15 protein-coding genes are annotated in these 17,196 nt (G+C 63.0%); 5 read left to right on the forward strand and 10 right to left on the reverse strand.

Features of this window, described 5'->3' with window-relative positions:
- Nucleotides 1-191: 191 nt before the first annotated feature.
- Nucleotides 192-3,335 (forward strand): PaRep2b protein, encoded by a 3,144-nt coding sequence (locus B7L68_RS00305; RefSeq protein ID WP_162008384.1) that lies wholly within the window; start codon nucleotides 192-194, stop codon nucleotides 3,333-3,335.
- Entirely contained in the window at nucleotides 3,323-3,787 is a 465-nt protein-coding gene (locus B7L68_RS00310; protein ID WP_081245683.1) for a hypothetical protein, read from the forward strand. Before B7L68_RS00305 ends, B7L68_RS00310 begins: the two co-directional genes overlap by 13 nt.
- A 46-nt stretch (nucleotides 3,788-3,833) precedes the next feature.
- Here the strand turns inward: B7L68_RS00310 and B7L68_RS00315 are convergent, their stop codons facing one another.
- The 8 genes from B7L68_RS00315 to B7L68_RS00350 all read right to left on the reverse strand — a co-directional run bounded on the left by B7L68_RS00315 (nucleotide 3,834) and on the right by B7L68_RS00350 (nucleotide 13,031).
- Nucleotides 3,834-5,099, reverse strand: a complete 1,266-nt coding sequence (locus B7L68_RS00315) for a hypothetical protein (protein ID WP_081245684.1) — start codon at nucleotides 5,097-5,099, stop codon at nucleotides 3,834-3,836.
- A gap of 12 nt (nucleotides 5,100-5,111) precedes the next feature.
- Nucleotides 5,112-5,702, reverse strand: coding sequence for a MarC family protein (locus B7L68_RS00320; RefSeq protein WP_081245685.1), 591 nt, complete (start codon nucleotides 5,700-5,702; stop codon nucleotides 5,112-5,114).
- A 29-nt stretch (nucleotides 5,703-5,731) separates the two neighbouring features.
- On the reverse strand, nucleotides 5,732-5,908 hold the full coding sequence (locus B7L68_RS00325) for a chromatin protein Cren7 (protein WP_081245686.1): 177 nt from the start codon (nucleotides 5,906-5,908) through the stop codon (nucleotides 5,732-5,734).
- A gap of 71 nt (nucleotides 5,909-5,979) precedes the next feature.
- A complete protein-coding gene (locus tag B7L68_RS00330) occupies nucleotides 5,980-7,092 on the reverse strand; it encodes a cytochrome ubiquinol oxidase subunit I (protein ID WP_081245687.1) in 1,113 nt (370 codons plus the stop codon).
- Nucleotides 7,085-8,731, reverse strand: coding sequence for a cytochrome ubiquinol oxidase subunit I (locus tag B7L68_RS00335; RefSeq protein WP_081245688.1), 1,647 nt, complete (start codon nucleotides 8,729-8,731; stop codon nucleotides 7,085-7,087). The genes B7L68_RS00330 and B7L68_RS00335 overlap by 8 nt, the downstream gene beginning before the upstream one ends.
- A 385-nt stretch (nucleotides 8,732-9,116) precedes the next feature.
- Nucleotides 9,117-10,580 carry a hypothetical protein gene (locus B7L68_RS00340; protein ID WP_081245689.1) on the reverse strand — a complete coding sequence of 488 codons (1,464 nt, stop codon included), beginning with the start codon at nucleotides 10,578-10,580 and terminating at the stop codon, nucleotides 9,117-9,119.
- The gene (locus B7L68_RS00345) at nucleotides 10,577-12,061 is read right to left on the reverse strand and encodes a hypothetical protein (RefSeq protein ID WP_081245690.1); all 1,485 of its coding nucleotides are present in this window, start codon (nucleotides 12,059-12,061) and stop codon (nucleotides 10,577-10,579) included. The genes B7L68_RS00340 and B7L68_RS00345 overlap by 4 nt, the downstream gene beginning before the upstream one ends.
- Before the next feature lie 280 nt (nucleotides 12,062-12,341).
- On the reverse strand, nucleotides 12,342-13,031 hold the full coding sequence (locus B7L68_RS00350) for a hypothetical protein (protein ID WP_238136244.1): 690 nt from the start codon (nucleotides 13,029-13,031) through the stop codon (nucleotides 12,342-12,344).
- A gap of 528 nt (nucleotides 13,032-13,559) precedes the next feature.
- Between B7L68_RS00350 and B7L68_RS00355 the strand changes: the two genes are divergently transcribed.
- Together B7L68_RS00355 and B7L68_RS00360 are read left to right on the forward strand one after the other, a co-directional pair.
- The gene (locus B7L68_RS00355) at nucleotides 13,560-14,330 is read left to right on the forward strand and encodes a Clp1/GlmU family protein (protein WP_369907384.1); all 771 of its coding nucleotides are present in this window, start codon (nucleotides 13,560-13,562) and stop codon (nucleotides 14,328-14,330) included.
- Nucleotides 14,331-14,332: 2 nt separating this feature from the next.
- Entirely contained in the window at nucleotides 14,333-14,581 is a 249-nt protein-coding gene (locus B7L68_RS00360) for a sulfurtransferase TusA family protein (RefSeq protein WP_238136245.1), read from the forward strand.
- On the opposite strand, the gene B7L68_RS00365 is transcribed toward B7L68_RS00360, so the two are convergent.
- Together B7L68_RS00365 and B7L68_RS00370 are read right to left on the reverse strand one after the other, a co-directional pair.
- On the reverse strand, nucleotides 14,564-14,953 hold the full coding sequence (locus tag B7L68_RS00365) for a DsrE family protein (RefSeq protein ID WP_081245691.1): 390 nt from the start codon (nucleotides 14,951-14,953) through the stop codon (nucleotides 14,564-14,566). The two genes, B7L68_RS00360 and B7L68_RS00365, sit on opposite strands and share 18 nt — an antisense overlap.
- A gap of 1 nt (nucleotide 14,954) precedes the next feature.
- The gene (locus tag B7L68_RS00370; protein WP_081245692.1) at nucleotides 14,955-16,406 is read right to left on the reverse strand and encodes an RtcB family protein; all 1,452 of its coding nucleotides are present in this window, start codon (nucleotides 16,404-16,406) and stop codon (nucleotides 14,955-14,957) included.
- A gap of 99 nt (nucleotides 16,407-16,505) precedes the next feature.
- Here B7L68_RS00370 and B7L68_RS00375 point away from each other — a divergent pair, with 99 nt between their 5' ends.
- Nucleotides 16,506-17,138 (forward strand): CorA family divalent cation transporter, encoded by a 633-nt coding sequence (locus B7L68_RS00375; protein ID WP_081245693.1) that lies wholly within the window; start codon nucleotides 16,506-16,508, stop codon nucleotides 17,136-17,138.
- Nucleotides 17,139-17,196 lie beyond the last annotated feature (58 nt).

Here is a 17,196-nt window from a genome sequence, read left to right on the forward strand (position 1 = left end):
TAAGGGTGTCCCTGTCGAAGCCGGCGAGAGCCACCGGGGGCCGTGCTCCGCCTTCACGCCGATCTCCGTCTTGTTCACGAGCCTTGAGGGGAGCCGCGCGGATGCGCGCAAGCTGGACGCGCCGCTCCGGCCCCGTATCGACCACGCTATCAGCCGCACGGCGAAGGAGCTTTTCGAGGGGGCCAGGAGCCGTGGAGGGGCCGGCGGAGCTCTTCGTCGAAGCAATAACGAGGGTTCTGGCTTGGATCGACGCCCACAAGGCCCACCTCTTCCTGGCCGCCGCGGTTGCGGCCGGGCTTATCGCGCTGTCAGCCGCCATGAACCTCTGGGGCCTTATCGAGCTGGGCAGGCTCGCCTACGCGGCGGCCGGCCTGCCGCTCTTCGCCGGGCTCGCCGACGCGGGAGAGAGGGCGGCGGAGAGGTTCAGGGCCCTGGCCGAGAGGTACATGAGGTGGAGGATCGACGAGGGGGCCGTCGACGGGGTCCTCAAGGCCCCTCTGAATAACGGAAGGCCGTACACGGCGCTTTCGAGGCTGGCCGAATCCAAAAGCCTGCCCAGGCCCCTCGCGGAGCTGAGGGAGGCGCTGAGATCGGTGGAGGGCGAGGCGGAGAAGGACGCCGCAGTTGTCGCCGCCCTCGTGCTCTACAAGGCGCTCGTGAAGAACGCAGAGGCGTATAAGGAGTGGGCCGAGCTGTACCGCTGGGCGAGGGGCCTGGCCGGGAGGCGGGAGTTCGCGGTGGCGGCCGGCGAGATCGGGAGGCTCCGCGGGGCGCATGGGAGGCTTGAGGAGGCGGCTGAGGAGTTGAGGAGGGAGCTGAACGTCGTGCTGGCGTCCTACTCGCAGAGGCGCGACGTATACGAGAGGCTCAGGCCCCTCCTGGAGGTTGACCTGAAGAGGGCTGAGGGGCTGGCGGAGGCCAGCCACAGGGGGCTTTCGGACTACTCCGACGCCAGCATGGGGACCAAGGCCTACGCCGCCCTTCTCTCGATCGCCAGGGGCGGGATATACGGCCATGTCGCCATGCTGCTCGCCGTGGAGGGCGCTCTGGCCGACATAGTGATTTCGGCGCCTGGAGGCGCCTACGAGAAGGCCAGTGGCATCGCCGGCAACCGCGGCGAGGCGGTCGATCCGTCCCGCTCGCCTAAGGGGGCCGCGGTCTGGGAGGACAAGGCCGCCTCCGCCCTCCTCCGCTACCTCCTCGGCAGAGCGGATGAGGCCGACCTCAAGTTCAAGCGCGTTGAGGGAGGCTTCGAGGTGTTCAAGGCCTACGGCGGCGTCGAGTCGTATTTAGACGCTCTGAAGGTGGGAAAGACGGTGGCCAGCTCCAAGGCCGGCGAGGAGGAGGTGAGGCGCTTCGTGGAGGAGGCAAAAGAGCGTAAGCCCGACCTCTCGGGGCTCAGCAAGATATGGCAGGCGTTGCCGTGGCTTGCCACGGACGTGTCGTTTTCCAAAGGGCGGATAGTGGCCGGCACCGCCCATCCTTGGCAGCTGGCCTGGTACGTCGCCCTCTTCGGCGAGCCGGAGTCGATCAGGGGCGGGGCCAGCGTCACTGAGGAGGGCATCAAGCCCAACGTCACTGCGTACTGGCCCAGGGAGGTCCTCGACCGAATCATCGCCGAGGAGAGCAAGGAGCTGGAGCCCCTCCTCGGCCGCCCGGTCAAGAGCTGGCGGGAGCTGGTGGACTCGATAGGCTGGAGCCAAGTCCTGGAGAGGGTCGGGGAGCTGGCCGATGCGTTGAAGCCATGGATAGGCCGCAAGGATGCGAAGGACGCGGAGAGGGAGGGCCTCATGAGGAGGATGCTCAGCGAGCTGGCGCTGTTCGCCCACTTCGCCGAGGCGAGGAGGGGGCTGGGCGACGGCGAGTGGCGTAAGGAGCGGGCGGTGAGGCTGTCGAGGGCCATGGAGGCGCTCAGCGGCGGGAGGATAGGGGGCGAGTACGCCGAGAGGCTGGCCAGGCTGATCATCTACTACGCCGAAGGGCAGAAGAAATATGCAGAGGAGCGCATCGAAAACCTGGCCGAGGAGCTCGCCGGCGTCCTCAAGGAGGATGTGGAGAGGGCTAGGGGAGAGGTCTGGGGCGTCGTGGACTTCGCCCTAAGCGATATGTACTGCCTGGCGAGGGACTGCGCCAGGGATGAGGTCGCTAGGAAGTTCGTCGCCCCCGCCCTTGAGCTCATCATGCTGGACAAGGCGGCGAGGGGCGGGTTCGATAGGAGGGAGGCGTTGCTGCGGTTCGGCGAGATGTACGCCACCGCGATAGCGGGGGACGGCACGGTGGAGTCGAGGAGGGTCGAGCCGGCCTTCGGGGAAGGGCTGGGCGGCGCAACGGAGGTCGTGCTGGTCGTAGGGGGCGAGCTGGGCGGCGGCGCCGCGCTCCTGCGGCTGGCGGCCCTTCGCCAGCTCAACGAGCTCCTGTCCAAGGACTTGAAGTTCGGCGTGAGGGCGTACGTGAAGAGGGGCAGATACTACGACATAGCCGCCTACGGCGAAGATGCCGCCAGGCTGATGCGCCTTCTTGCCGTGTCTGCGCCCTCCGCCGGCGGTGGGTACTTAAGCCCCAAGTTCGATGGTTTCGTGGGGGAGGCCCGGGCGGAGGTGCGGCTCGACGAGGGGAGCATAAGGCGGACCGAGCGCGGCGTCGCCGCCGATCTGATAATATCGGAGGGCGGCGTCGAGGTGAAGTACAACGTCTATCTGCGTGGGGATCACATCATGCTCCAGTTCCGCTCGAAGGATCGCGGCCGCGCAGAGCTCGCGGCTCGCCTCCTCAAGCTTGCGGGCGTCAACGCAGAGGTGAGGAGGGAGGGCGGCAGGGACGTATGGTACGTCGAAGCCACCACAGACAAGCTGGCGGCTGGGCGTAAGGAGCTTAGGGACGCCATCGCCGAGTTCGTCAGAGCGGCGCGCGGCAACGACCTGGTGGACGCCGGCAAGGCGGAGCGCTGGCTGGAGAAGCTGGAGAGGGGCCTCACGCTGAGGGAGGGCTGGCCGAAGTACCTCGTGAGGCTGGCCAAGGGCGCGCTGGTGATCAGATACATGTCCACCAACCCCGGCAACATAGAGCGCGAAGTCCAGCGGCTTGAGGCAATGGGCCTTGAGGAGGACAGACACTTCACGGTGAAGAAGCCGGAGGGCGGGAAGGCGGGCTACGTTTCAATACTCAAGGAGGGCCTTGAGCGCGCCGCTTGGCTTTCAGTCCACGGCTCCGGCGACCAACAGGAACTTGCGGCGGACTTCGTAGACCTCATATTGGAGAGGGCCAGGAAGAGGGGCGGCGCCGTGTACAAAAAGGCCCTGGAGGTCGTGGAGAGAGGTAAACAGTGGGCTCCCTGAGGCTTATAGACGTAAGGGGAGTTGAGGTTGACGTCGGGGACAGGAGGCACGTGGTGGACGTCCTCGGCGGAGGGGCCCAATCCGAGGAGGGCAGGAGCGGCAGGACCCTCCTGAGGATCACGATAGCCGCCGAGGTGGACGGCGTAAGGCGCGACTACATAATGACCTTCGGCAGGTATGGCAGAAACAACGCGGCCGTGGGCTACGCCGTAGCGAGGGCCGACGCGCCGGGAGGCAGGGAGGCAGACGCCGAGAGGCTCTCGGCGCTGATCAAGGCCCTCACGGGGAGGGAGCCGAGGATACGCCGAATGAAGGACGGCACAATAATGATAGAATGCGGCAGAGAGCATCTGGAGGGCTTCATGCGCTACGCCGAGCTCGCAGAGGCCATAGCGAGGTGGCTGGAGGAGACGGGCCGCCGAGGTGGCCGGAGAGCGGGTGCAGATAGATGAAGATACCGGCCTCCGCCGACGGGGGCGCGTCGGGCGTAGCAAACCTCTACAGAAGGCCTCTTTTCCTCCTCAACACCACGTCCAGGAAGTCATCCCTGACGGGCTCGTAGACCCTTTTGTAGAAGCGCTGCTGGCTTTCGAGGACCTCTCTGGGGAACGACGAGACGTACTCGACGGCCGCCTCCCAGGCTCTCTGGTACGGCACCACGACGTCTATCTTCCACGCGACCTCCCTGTCGTAGTCCTGCGGCCTCTGGGGCTTGCCGCCTATCGTGAAGAGGCCGGTGTCCCCATCTATCTGCACCCGCTCTCCGGCCACCTCGGCGAATTCCCTCCTCGCCTCGCCCCCGCCTGCGGGAGGCGCCGCCCCTCCTCCGGCGCCCTTCCTAACGACGGAGGGGCCGTAGTGTTTAGCCCAGGCGTAGAATATGGCCCTGTTGAGGCCGAAGGACTTGGCCTTGTCGAGATCGCCGTAGAGGACGAAGTAGCGCGCCGCCTGGAGCAACGCCATGACTTGAAACCGCCCGATCCTCGCGGAGACCTCCCGCCCGCCGACGGAGGCGCGTCCGCCGGCCGGCTCGTACTCGGCCAGGGCCGTCTCGACGAGCGTGGCCGCCTCGCCGGGCTCCACGCGATTGTAGCACCCCTCCTCGTGCCTCGGGCTGTCTGGATTCGCCCAGTCAGGGGAGAAGGCCGGGAGCTTGTCCACGGGTATGCAGACCGCGGCGTAGTTCAGCGCCCTATGCAGCGAGAGCGGCGCGGTGAAGACCCTCTTGGGGTCTATCAAGTCCTCCACCTTGAGGACGCCGCCCGAACGCTCGGAGAGGTCCTTGAGGGCGGGCCCGGCCCTCCTGAGGACGTATCTCACCAGCGCGCGGGCCTCCTCGAAGGGCCTCCTCCCGGGCAGAGCGCCTTCGTTTATCCTGACGTGTATCCCCTCGCCGGACCAGAGGACGTACACGGATCTGGATACGCCGAGTCTATCCAGCTCCGAGATGACGATCTCGGCGGCCCTCACGGCGAATTCCCACCTGTCTATGGTCGCGTCTATGTCGAAGAAGGGCGTGTACGCCTTTATCCTCGCGTCGTCCACGTCCTCTCTGCCCTCCACCTTTCCGTAGAGGGCCGCAGTCGCGTAGAAGGACCTGGCCCCCAGCTCCCCGGCCAATCTGGCTACGTCGTCCGGCGACTTAATCGAGAGAGGTCTCCCCGACTTGTCGTAGCGGGTGAACGCCTTGCCGTAGACGGCGGCCCAGCGGCCCCGCGAGAAGTTGAAGATCTCCCTCTTGACCGTCTCCCTTGCGTAGTACATGTATGTGCCGGCCTAGGCCTTTATTAGGCCGAGGAAGCCGTCTGCGATCAGCTGGACGGCCCAGGCGGCCACTATGAGGCTGAAAAACCTCGAGAATATCTTGAGGGTATTACTTCCCACAAGCTTGATCAGCAGGAGGGAGTACCTCATCGTGGCGTAGGTCAGCGCGGAGGCCACCGCTATGGCCAGCACCAGCGAGAAGAGGTTGTAGTAGGTGGCCATCACTATCACCGAGGTTATGGCGCCCGGCCCCACCAACATGGGGGTGATTATGGGCACGACCACGTAGTCCTCGGGGTTTATGCCCATGGTGCGCGGCGCCCCCTCCCTCAATATGTCCACGGCTATGACGAGCAGGAGTATGCCGCCCGCCGCCCTGAAGCCGTTGATGTTTATATTGAAGACGTAGAATATGTAGGGGCCGGCCAACGCGAAGAGCAGGAGCAGCGCCGGCACCGTCGCCGCGACGAGCTTGAGGAAACGCCCGTAGAGCCTCTCGTAGTTGGGGATCACGGCCAGCAGAGGCACGGCGCCGAGAGGGTCTATTATGGCGTAGAGCTGTGCCGCGCCGATAAGCGCATCCGCCAGCGAGAACGGCTCCACGCGAGGGGCGGCGCCCGCCTATTTAAGCCTCACGGCGGCAGCCTCGCCACGACCTTCCTCACCCTCCTCCCGTCGGGGGTTTTGAACGACGCTATGACGACGCCCGGCTTCCCGGGGGGCTGGAGCACCCAGACCTTTTCGGGCTTGAGGAGGTACTTCTTGCCTCCCACCTCCACCTCGAACTCCCTATCCAGGAGCTCGGACATATGGAGTATTGTGGAGAGGATTTAAAAGCTAGATCCGGCGGCCGAGGCGGAAGGCCGGCTGAAGACCTCGCTCAATCTTCGGACAGCAGCCGCCTCACCACGGCGTAGTAGAACGCTGTGCTGAACAGCGCCGTGAAGAATAGAGTGGAGGCGAGCGCCGTGTAGATGGTTGCTGGAGGCATCTCGATCAGCTGGTTGACCAACTGCGCCACGGGGATCCCGCCGCCTCCGGACACGAACATGTAGGGGTATCTAGCCCCGTCGTTGACGTACTCCATGAGGACCATGACAGCCTCGGCCAACACTCCCGCTACAACTGTCGCCAGCTTGGCTACTCTGCCCCTCAGGGCCTCGTAGAAGGCGTAGAGGGCGACCGCGCCGAGCGCCACGACCAGCGCCAACGCGGCGTAGAAGGCGGGGTAGAAAAGAGCGCTGGGCGGATCGTAGCCCAGGAGAGGGCCGGCGATGTTGGCCGCTATGTAGGGGTCGTATCTCTCCAGCACCGCGAAGTAGTAGCCGCCGGCAACGGCTTGAGGCACCAGCAGGGCGAGCCCCACGCCAAGCGACATCTTTATCCCCTCTAGGCCGGCCTCCTTCCTGGCGACCAACACGGCGGCTAGGACGAAGGCGCCTATATCGACCGCGCCTATTATGGTGTGGGCTATTAGGGGCGGGTACAAGGGGTTCGCGAAGGCGTCTATGGGCTCGAAGCCGGGGTTTAGGAACTGGGGGTTGTTCAGCTCGGCGAATAGGTACCTAAAGCCTATGGGCACCAGCAACACGGAGGCCGCCAGGGGGATGCCCAACGCGCTGTGCGCCCTAGGCCCTATCCTGCCCCAGAGGTGCCAGTAGGCCGCTATAAGCGGTATGCTCGCAACTATCCCCACCAACGCTATGGCTATGGGGTAGAAGTCGGCCCTCGTGAATATGGCGGTCATGGAGGGGAAGGCAGAAGCCATATATACCGTGAGTATGGTGGCCCAGACGCCGGCGAAGAGGTCCGTGGCCACCATCAGTCTGAACATGTCGCGGGCCAGGCCGTCGAGCCTCTCGTCGTTGCGCCTATAGGCCAGATATCTAACTACGACCGTCAGAATCGCGGCGCCTATTATCACGTTGACGAAGACCAGATGCATCTCGAGGAAGAAGCCGAGCAGGACGAAGGAGAGATAGGCGCTATTCATGGCTCCCCCTCAGCCTATCTATCAAGCCGGGCCTGGTGGCCGTGTAGTACATGGCCGCGATGCCTAGAGCGGCTATGGCGGCCAGCACCGCCGCGACGAACGCGGCAAAACCCGGCGTCACGTCGACGCTCGTCACGACCTCGTTTGTGGTGAACAGCCCGTAGACGGTCCAAGGCTGTCTTCCGACCTCTCTCGCCGCCCAGCCCGCAACGGCGGCCACGGCGGACAGGACGGCCATCGCCGAGGCGAGGAACGGAAGGACGTTGTTCTTGCCCACAACGGGCCCGAGCAATTTGAAGTTTATGAAGTCGGCCGCCGCAGAGAGCACGGGCACCCTTATCAAGTATGTGAATAGGGTAAGCAACGCGGCGACGGCAAGCAGTATGCCGGATCCCACCATGGTGTAGTACATGGCGCTCACCAGCGGCGCCAGCGGCTCCAGCGAGGCGACGGCGGCCCTGCAGTTGCTCGCCAAGGCGGCGTTCGCCAGAGGCCCGAGATAGCTGAGCGCCTGGGGGTCGAGCTGCCCGTACAGCTGGCCGAACGTCGTGTTGCCCAACGCGCCGCACTGCTGGAGGTAGTACTGGAACCCGTATATGGGGTGGCTGGGGTTGCCGTAGGCGAAGAGGGCCTCAACGGGGTCGTTGAAGGAGTAGCCGTATACCTCCTGGCCTCCGGTGAGCGCCACCAACGCGGTGAACTTGAGGGGCTGGTACCTCACCACGTCGTCGCCCATGAAGTGGCCCGCCACGGGCTGAGCTATGAGCACGACGACCATCACCCATAGGAGGGGCTTGAGGAGCTTTACGTATTTCTCGTCCCTAGTCTTCAGATACCTCGCCGACAGGGCCAGCGCCACTGCTCCGACGCCTACGGCATACGCCGCGAGCAGGGTGTGGACGGTGGTGCTTATCGCGTCGGGGTTGGCCAGCGGCAGCCAAGGATCCGCGAAGAAGGGCCCGACCGACTGCGTGAAGTTGACGCTCGTCAGAGCGGCCGAGCCCGCGCCAGCCAGCGTGTGGTTCATGACAAGCGCGGCGAGGGTCAACGCGGTCGTGAGGTTCGCCGCGTCGGGGCCGTATGTAGGCAGGAAGGGATAGAGGGCCTTCGGTATCCCGCCGGCGCCCCACGGGACGTTCATCCAGGCGTTTACGGTCAGGATGAAGTAGCCCGAGAGAGATCCCAGGGCCCAGGCGGCCAACAATATCGACAGGGTATATCTAGCCCGCCACCTCCCGATAGCCAGGACGAAGAGACCTAGGAGCACCGCCTCGCCTATGAAGGCTATCGTGGCCTCGTAGAACAGAGGGACGAAGCCGGACGACGAGAACAGCAATATGCTGGTAGGCCATATTTCCAGAAGGCCGAACTCGACCACCGTGCCGGTCACGACGCCCAGCGCGAAGTTGACGGCCCAGACCGCGGTCATCATCTTGGCGTACTTCAGATACAGCCCGTCCCCCGTTCTGTGCCATTTGACGAGCCACGCCAAGATGGCAAGAGGAAGGCCCAACGTCAGCGAGACGAAAACCGCGTGTAGGTATATGCCGAAGGACGAGATAGCCAAGGCGTTGTTGGCGCTCGCAGTATGCGAATACAAGATGTCCAGACCCGATCCGCCTCCGATGGAGGGGGTCATGTGGAGATTTACGTTATAACCTTTAAAAATTAAATCTATATAGAATAGAGCAGTAATAAATATATATTAAAATTAACTTAACTTATGCAACCTGGAGATATCGTGGAGACTATATAGTTATATTGAAATCGAATCTAAAACTAGTTCATTAACATAATGATTTTGAGATCGCAGGAGTTGCGGCCTTGGGTCCGATAAGCCCATGATTAGGTCCGGCGAATGTGTAGAGAATTGCCAACGACATTAATGTACGCTTGGCCAAAGCCCGTAGGAGAGTCGCTGAACAGAATGCCGGTAATCCGTATAATATACAATTTCAACCGATCGGTGAGATCCGCCCCATCTCGATGGCCCACGTGCGCCTAAGCCCCATCTGACGCGTCCGCTACGCGGCCATGTACTTTCTCCATATATCGATGGCGTATCCCGGCGTCGGCTTTCCTCTCACCAGTCTGAACGTCCTCGTCCCGTCCTGCCGGACCTCGGGCACCAGCAACACCGCTCTCTCCCTATAGCGGTCTAGGAATCTATTTAGGAAGTCCTGTAGGAAGGTCACATAGAAGACGTTCACACCAGAATCCACTAGCGCCGCGATGACCTCCTCGGCGACTACAGACGCCTCAACTTGGTTTGTGGATGAGAACGTCTCGTCCATCAGGACGTAGTCGCCCCGCCTTAGGCCCTCGACTATGGCGCTGAGCCTCTTGACCTCCTCCTCGAATTTGCCATACGAGAGCGTTCTATCCTCCCGACGCGGGAAGTGCGTATAGACCGCGCCTGTAGAGGGCAGCGCGAATTCGTCCGCGGGGACGAACAGCCCGGCCCTCGCGAGGACCAACGACTGGCCTACCGCCTTCAGGAAGGTGGTCTTGCCTCCCCTATTCGCGCCGGTCACCACCACGGCGAATCCTCCCTCAGCCTTCACGTCCAGGTCGTAGGGCACGGGCCTAGACCCGGCGGAAATCGACAGCGATAGGCAGTGCATGCCGCTGAACTTCAGCGCGCCCTTGGACAGCCGCGGGTACGCCGCGGGCAGGCCCAGCTTCTCGAAATAACCGCTGAGGTTTATTGCGCCTACGTAAAACGCCAGTTGCCTCCGCAGGTCCTGGAAGAAGGAGTCCAGATGCTTGAACGCCTTGAAGATCGTGGAGGCGGCGTTCGCCAGGACCCACTTCCTTATGTCGTCAAGTATGTAGGCGCCCGCCTCATCTCTCGGGTCCAGCCGATATACATATTCGTCCCTCCTCAGCACCTTCGAGAGGATATTGCTCTCCCCTTTCCTGGGCACCAGCAGGACGGGGTCTTCGAGGCTGTTTAGCTCGCCTATCCTGACCGAGAACTGGACTCCGTTTTCGAACCGCAGTACTTTGACGAGCTCTTGCGCCGAGGCTAGGAACTCGTCGTTTATATTGTCCAAGACGGACTTGGACATCTGCCTGAAGGCCTCCGAGGAGAAGGCGGTTGATTTCAAGACCGCCAGCACGTCGCGCAGAGACGCCACCATTACCTCCAGCCCGTTGACAGCCTCGTGCACCACGACCGCGGGGTCGTGTGGCCTGAACAGAAAGACCCTCCTCCGCACCGCGTCAACCGTCTCGTTGGCGATCCTGTAGAGGCCCAACACTGCGTCTCTATTCCTCAAGGCGTCCCTGACGGCGTCCTGCCTGTAGCTGATGGAGTCAGGCGAGGCGTCGGCGAGGAGGAGGACCTCCCTCCAGACCTCGGCCACCAGCTCGTCGCCTCCCGACGCAGCGGCCACTATCTTGTCCAGCTCGAGATCCCTCCGGAGGTCATCCGCGCCGGCCGCCGGCCGCGCGGCCCCCGTTCTGAGCAAGTCGAACTCTATCATTTGACCACCTCCCTTATCTTTCCGTAGGTGAGCTGGTACCGCCTAGCGATCCTAGCGGCCATGTACTCCGCCGGCGGCCGTCCCGGCGCTATCACGTATGAGGGTCTCTCGGGATCCTCCGGGGAGGGCTGCGCCACGAGGGTTATGACGCCGTCGAGGTCGGCGGCTTTGTGCAGAAACGTGACGAAAAGGCAGTACGAGCCTCTTTTCGCCAGCTCCTCGAAGAAGAGCCTCGTCAAGAGGAGCCCCTCGTCTGAGGTCGTGTTTGAAAACAGCTCGTTCGTTATGACCAGAGAGCGGCTGTCGGCCCTCTCTATAATCGCCTTAGCCCGCGCGACGTCCAGCTCGAGTCTGCTCAAGCTCTCCTCCACGTCCTCCTCCACGGGATATGCCGTCATTATGGAGGAGAAGAACGGAATCTTCGCCTCGACGGCGGGCACTGGGAGTCCCAGCTTGGAGAGGAAAGCGATCTGCCCGAAGGACGTGGCAAACGTCGTCTTGCCTCCGCTGTTCATCCCAGTTATGACGAAGATCCTCCTAGAGCCGTCGGTCTGTATGTCGTTCGGAACGGCGGACCCTCTTTTCGCCAGAAGCAGATTGTAGAACTTCCGCACGTAGATGCCGCCGTCGGTGAATGACGGTATGGTGAATCGGTATCCCATCTGCTCGAGGCTCTTCATGTAGTTTATATATATCAAATAGAACTCGGCCTCTTTTGCGAAACTGGCAATTCCACCATCTATAAAGCTTGGAAAATCCTCCGAGAATCTTCTCAGTATATCGTATTGGGTCCTATACATTTTAAAGGCACCTCTGAGAATCGCCGCGTGTATGTGGGAGGCATCGCCCGTGGTTTTTATGTACTTAACTTCGGCGCCCTGCCCATCCCCCTTGAACCTGGAGAATAGGCTGTCCACCAGCGCCGAGAGGTCCTCGCCGTGTTCCTCCCTGGTGACCCTAATTCTATCGCCCTCTATCCACACTCTGATCTTAATCTGGTCCCTGGCCTCGGCGGCCTCGCGGGCCCTTCGCCCCAGCTCGCGGAATTTCTCGCTCCCCGCGACCTCGCCTAGATATCTGGTGAAGCTCGCCAGGCCCTCGGACTCTATAGGGAGACCTCTGAGGCGGCTCCACGCGGTCTCCACCGCCTCCGTATATATCAGAGCCGCGTCCACGTGCATCCCGATCCTGTGCTCCTCGTACGCGTCCTTCTCCGTCTCGAGAATCCTCGCGGCCTTATTGACGTGCTCCACGAACTCGGCAACTGCATCGAGGACCTCGCCCTTCAGCAAATCTCTGAATACGTTAAGCCTGAACACGGCAACCTCCTCGTTGTCGAGCTGCTCGAGGTAGAGACTCCTCAGGAAGTCGTCGTTGCGTTTGCCGAAGATATCGCCGAGAAGCTCGTGGATTCTGAGATCGTGCGCAATCTGCTCGTCGATGCGCCTTCCCCTTCCGCCGAGAATACTAAGGTACTCCACAGCCCGGCTGTAGCTGAGGTTTAAACACTTTGCGCATTAGCGTGCGACCTAACAGTATATATATCACGACGGGCCGTTGTGCTGGATGAGCCGAGGGACTTTTAACCCATGGCGAGCTCGTAGATTTTCTGACAACGGTATTGGACGCGGCGGCGCTCCGCCAGGAGCAGTGGGCGTTGTGGAGCGCGCCGTTAGGCAATAGCCGCGGCGGCCTCAGACAGATCGGCCTACCCTGCCGATATGCGCCACTGGCCGCTGTGTTGCGCTCTACATAGTTAGGCTACGAAAAGAAGACGTAGACGGCCGCCCCTATCATGGTTGCCGCCATTATGCGCGTCGCCAACAGAGACCTCCCGCACGACACGGAGCGTTGCCCAAGGAAGGCCCCCAGGCCCGCCAAGATTCCCCCCACGATGAGCCTATGCTTCAACGCCACGGAGGACGCCGCCTCCACCGTCCGCAGTATGGGCGTCAACGCCTCCAGCTCGCCCATGAGGACCCGCGCAACGGCAAAAGACGCCGACGTGCCCAAAAGGGCGTCCGCAAAACCGACAAGCGCGTTGAGGACCGGCCTAAGCCTGCCGCCCCGGACCCTCCAGCCTCTCCCGAGCAGGAGCTGGACGCCGGTTATGGCGAGGGCCGCCGCCACGAGGATCCTCAATACGTCCCACGTCAAGAACAGCCAGACGACGACGCCGAGAACTACACCGAGGAGGACCGGAACGCTCTTCATCGTCTCGAAGTGTATGACGGGACCGCCTACGGTAAGCCTTTGATATAAGAGATTCAGGAAGCCGGAGACGCCGGTGGCCAACGTGAAGCCTAAGACCACCACCGGAGGGGGTTCGCCGACGGCGAACAGCAACGGGAACACGAAAAGCGTGGAATACGCCGGCTCCTCGACCACGCTCGACAGGACTCCTGCGAGGAAGCCAGCGTACAGCCACACCATCACGTCGATGTCCACCATGCAATCCAGCGGCGCAGGCCCCGTTAAAAAAGTTTTTGGGCGACGACGCCGACGGCTTCTCCGGCATGCGCGATCGTGTTCCCCTACGGACAGCCCCGAGGACTTCCGTCGGAGGTTCTGTTGCGGCCTGCTCCGCGATGCCGTGGCGAGGCCGGGCTCCGGCCGCCGCATCGACGCGGATCGACCCGGCCTAGGGGCCGGCGGCCCGCGGAGGCCTCATTATATATAATCCCCCTTGGTTCTGCGTGTTTTCCGTCGAGGTCCCGCCCGGGCGTGCGGCCTTGGTCAGAGGACCCGCCGAGGTGGAGTGCGCCGACGGTTGCAGAGTGTTCGGCGGCATCTTCAGGAGGTTCTCTGTGCCTCCGTTCAGGCAGTATCCCGTGGAGGGGCCCGCGGCCTTCAAGATCGACGGCGGCTCGGCGGCGTTCGTCGAAGGGCCCGCGGTGCCGCAGGACTGGGATCTGCGGCTCGAGGGCGTCGTGGCGCTGGTCGGCCCGGCCGACTCGGGCAAAAGCAGTTTGTCGACCTATGCTGAACGCCAACGTGGAGGCGGGCGAGGTCTGCGTGATAGACGCCGACGTGGGCCAGTCCGACGTAGGGCCTCCGGGCTTCGTGTCGTGTGCCTGCTCGCGGAGGCAGGTCCCCCACATATCGGAGCTGGATCCCGCAGACGGCTACTACGTGGGCTCCGTCAATCTGCAGGGAGTGGAGGAGATGCTGGTGGCTGGCGTCGCGCGGTGCCTCAGGAGGCTGGGGGCGCAGAGGCTCGTCGTGATAAACACGCCGGGCTGGACGTCGGGGCGCGGCGTGCAGATGCTCAGAGCCTTGGCCGACGCGGCCGACGCCGCGGTGGTGAACCTGGGCGACCGCGTGTTGCCGGGCCTGTCGGTGACCAGGCCTAGGTACGTCCTCCCGCGGAGCCCGCAGGACCGCAGAGCCTCGCGAAACCTCTCGTACAGAAGGCACGTGAGGTTGACCGCCAGGCTGACGGCGCCCGCAGATGCGCTGTCGGTATGTGGCTGGGACGGCGCGCTGTCCTGTCCCTGGGGCAGATACAGGCCCGGGGACGTCGAGGGGCCGGAGGGCAGGGGACGCGACTACGTCGTCCCCCGGGATTACCTGCGGCACATATTCGCCGGCCTCTACAGAGGGGGCAGGCTCGCGGGATACGGCGTGGTGGAGAAGATCGGCCGCGAGGGGGTCGAGCTATACGCGTCCACGGAGAACTTCGACGAGATACGTATAGGCAAGATCAGGCTCGACCCAGACGCCCTGGAGGAGCTGGAGCCGCTCCCTTAAATATGGGAAACGTATTCTACATGCGGCGGTATGAGGTCAAGGGGCCCTGTCCCGAGCTCGGGATGGTGCTGTCCAGGCTGGCGGTCGAGATCTCCCCGGGCGAAAGCGCCGTGGTGGCCAGCAGATGGCGCTACGTCCTTGAGGATATCAAGAACTCGGCCGGGCTCCTCGGGCTGGAGGTGGTGTCCGCCGGCGAGGGGCCGGACGGCGTGGAGGTGGTGTTGAGGAGGCCGTCAGAACGTGAGCACTAGGTCGGCGTCTTTGCTGAGGGCGAGGAAGCTGAGGGCGCCGGCGTACTTGACCCCCTCTATCGGCTCTACGCCGAGCATCTTGGCCACCGGCTCATCGACGTAGACCACGATGCCCATCTTCAACGCGTCGCGAGCCAGCTCCTCCAGCGGCTTGGCCCCCAGCCTCTTGAGGCTCCTCGCAACGTACCATCTGGCTAACGCCGGGATTCCGATCAGCCTCGTCCTCGGCTTGCGCGAAAATATGTATATCCCCAGGCCAGTTGTGAATAGATATACGTCGTAGCCGGCCGACCTGGCCGTTATGGCCACCGTGAGCGCGTGATACGCCCTGGCGAGATCGTTGTCAGACAGCAGAAAGACCGCCTTGGGCACGTCAGCCCTTGACGACGCCTATGGGCCTCTGCCTGACGACCTTCTTGGCGAAGCCGACCTGATGGGCGGTCTCGACGACGAGGTCGACGTTCTTGTAGGCCTCGGGGGCCTCCTCGCTTATGACCTCCGTCTCGGCGCTTCTGACTATTATCCCTCTCTTCTCCAGCTCGGACCTCACCCTCTGCGGCGGGAAGGACCTTATGGCGGCCTCTCTGCTGAGCATGCGGCCGGCGCCGTGAGGCGCAGTGCCGAAGGTTATCTTCATCGCGTCGTGGGTGCCCACCAAGATCCAGGAGGCGCTGCCCATGGAGCCCGGTATCAACACGGGCTGCCCCACCTCTCTGTACTTAGCCGGTATCTCCGGATGGCCCGGCGGGAAGGCGCGGGTGGCGCCCTTGCGGTGAACCCAGACCTTTCTCACGGTCCCCTTGTCGTCCACCTCGTGGCTCTCGAGCTTGGCTATGTTGTGGGCCACGTCGTAGACTATCTCGAGGCCCACCTTCTCGATGGAGCCGAAGACCCTCCTGAAGGCCTCCCTCACCCAGTGCATGATTATCTGTCTGTTCGTCCAGGCGAAGTTGGCCGCAGCGGCCATGGCCTTTAGGTAGTCCTCGGCGACTCTGTCCTTCAGAGGCGCCGCGGCCAGCTCGCGGTCCGGCAGGCGGAGGCCCCACTCCCTCATCTTCCTCTCCATTACCATGAGGTAGTCGGTGGCAACCTGGTGCCCGAACCCCCTGCTCCCCGTGTGTATCATGACGAGTATCTGCCCCTCCTGCTCTATGCCCATGGTCCTGGCGGCCTTCTCGTCGAATATCTTGTCGACCACCTGTATCTCGAGGAAGTGGTTGCCCGAGCCGAGGGTGCCCAGCTGGTCCTTCCCCCTGTTCTTAGCCCTCTCGGACACCTTGCTGGGGTCGGCCAGATCCCAAGACCCCCTCTGCTCTATGAACTCCTTGTCTTCGGGCCAGCCGAAGCCCTTTGAGACGGCCCACTCCACGCCCTCGGCTATGGCCCTCTCGAACTCAGAGACGGAGAGCCTCAGATGGCCCGTCTCGCCGACGCCCGGCGGCACCAGCCTAAAGATCTCGTCCACGAGCTCCTTGAGCTTCGGCCTCACGTCCCTCTCGGTCAAATTGGTCCGCAGGACGCGGACGCCGCAGTTTATGTCGTACCCTATCCCGCCCGGCGATATGACTCCCTCCTCGGCGTCCACGGCCGCGACGCCGCCGATGGGGAAGCCGTAGCCTTGATGGCCGTCGGGCAGCACTATGCTGTATTTATAGATGCCAGGCAGACACGCCACGTTGGCCCCCTGCTCCAGCGTCATGTCAGTCTTCATCTTCTCGAGGAGCGCGCTGTCCGCGAAAACCCTCACCGGCACCCTCATGCACTGCTTGTACGTATTAGGTATCTCCCAGATGTAATCAGAGACCTTATTTAAAGGCGGTGCCATGCCTCCACCACATTCCGCATTTAAAACTATCTCCGCCGCCGTGCCCGCCCGACGGGCCGACGGCGCGGAACCGATTAAAAAGCCGCCGCACCTCGGGACATGTACGCGATCTCCGAGGAGGGCGGGATCTACGTGGTCGAGTTCCCCCTGGTGACGCTCAAGGAGGACGACATACTTGAGGAAGAGGTGGTCATGAGGGTCGACGGCAACGGACAGCCCGTGGAGGCGGCAAAATTCCCCTCGCTGGACCGCGCCGTGGCCGGCGCGTTGTTGGACGCCGCAGATGCCGTGGAGGCCAGGCTAGACAAGATAGAATACCGGCTGGAGGCCGACGAGCGCGTGGACCCCCTGGAGCTATACAACGCCTCCTACCTGGTCCATTCGCTCCACGTCCACGCGTATTCGCTCCGCGCGCTCTCGGCCAGACTCCGCAGGCTCGGCCTAATCAGGCAGCGGACGCTGGAGGTCGTCAGATCGGCGGCGCGGAGGGCGCACGCCTTGAGGAGGGCCCTCCTCGACCTGCGGCTCCTCTACATCTCGCAGCTGCAGAACTCGATAAACAGCTCCATGAAGCGGATGACGCTGATAAGCACGGTGGCGCTTCCCGCCATATTGATCTCCAGCATATACGGCATGAACATACAGCTACCGCTAGCGGACAGCCCGCCGGCGGTCTTCGGGCTGATGGCTGTCCTGACCGCGGCGTTCGCGTTGTTGGTGTACAAGGTCTGACCCGCCCAAGTCGGCGGATTTTTGAATCGGTCCGGCGCTAATCCCATTAGGTTTATGC

The sequence above is a fragment of the Thermoproteus sp. CP80 genome, from assembly GCF_002077075.2.
Taxonomy (GTDB): domain Archaea; phylum Thermoproteota; class Thermoprotei; order Thermoproteales; family Thermoproteaceae; genus Thermoproteus.

Excerpts from the sequence above, each read along its gene's own strand:
- B7L68_RS00330 (WP_081245687.1), bottom strand. The coding sequence starts at position 7,092 with ATGAATAGCGCCTATCTCTCCTTCGTCCTGCTCGGCTTCTTCCTCGAG.
- B7L68_RS00350 (WP_238136244.1), bottom strand. The coding sequence starts at position 13,031 with ATGGTGGACATCGACGTGATGGTGTGGCTGTACGCTGGCTTCCTCGCA.
- B7L68_RS00370 (WP_081245692.1), bottom strand. The coding sequence starts at position 16,406 with ATGGCACCGCCTTTAAATAAGGTCTCTGATTACATCTGGGAGATACCT.
- B7L68_RS00355 (WP_369907384.1), top strand. The coding sequence starts at position 13,560 with ATGCTGAACGCCAACGTGGAGGCGGGCGAGGTCTGCGTGATAGACGCC.
- B7L68_RS00360 (WP_238136245.1), top strand. The coding sequence starts at position 14,333 with ATGGGAAACGTATTCTACATGCGGCGGTATGAGGTCAAGGGGCCCTGT.
- B7L68_RS00325 (WP_081245686.1), bottom strand. The coding sequence starts at position 5,908 with ATGTCCGAGCTCCTGGATAGGGAGTTCGAGGTGGAGGTGGGAGGCAAG.
- B7L68_RS00340 (WP_081245689.1), bottom strand. The coding sequence starts at position 10,580 with ATGATAGAGTTCGACTTGCTCAGAACGGGGGCCGCGCGGCCGGCGGCC.
- B7L68_RS00335 (WP_081245688.1), bottom strand. The coding sequence starts at position 8,731 with ATGACCCCCTCCATCGGAGGCGGATCGGGTCTGGACATCTTGTATTCG.
- B7L68_RS00375 (WP_081245693.1), top strand. The coding sequence starts at position 16,506 with ATGTACGCGATCTCCGAGGAGGGCGGGATCTACGTGGTCGAGTTCCCC.
- B7L68_RS00315 (WP_081245684.1), bottom strand. The coding sequence starts at position 5,099 with ATGTACTACGCAAGGGAGACGGTCAAGAGGGAGATCTTCAACTTCTCG.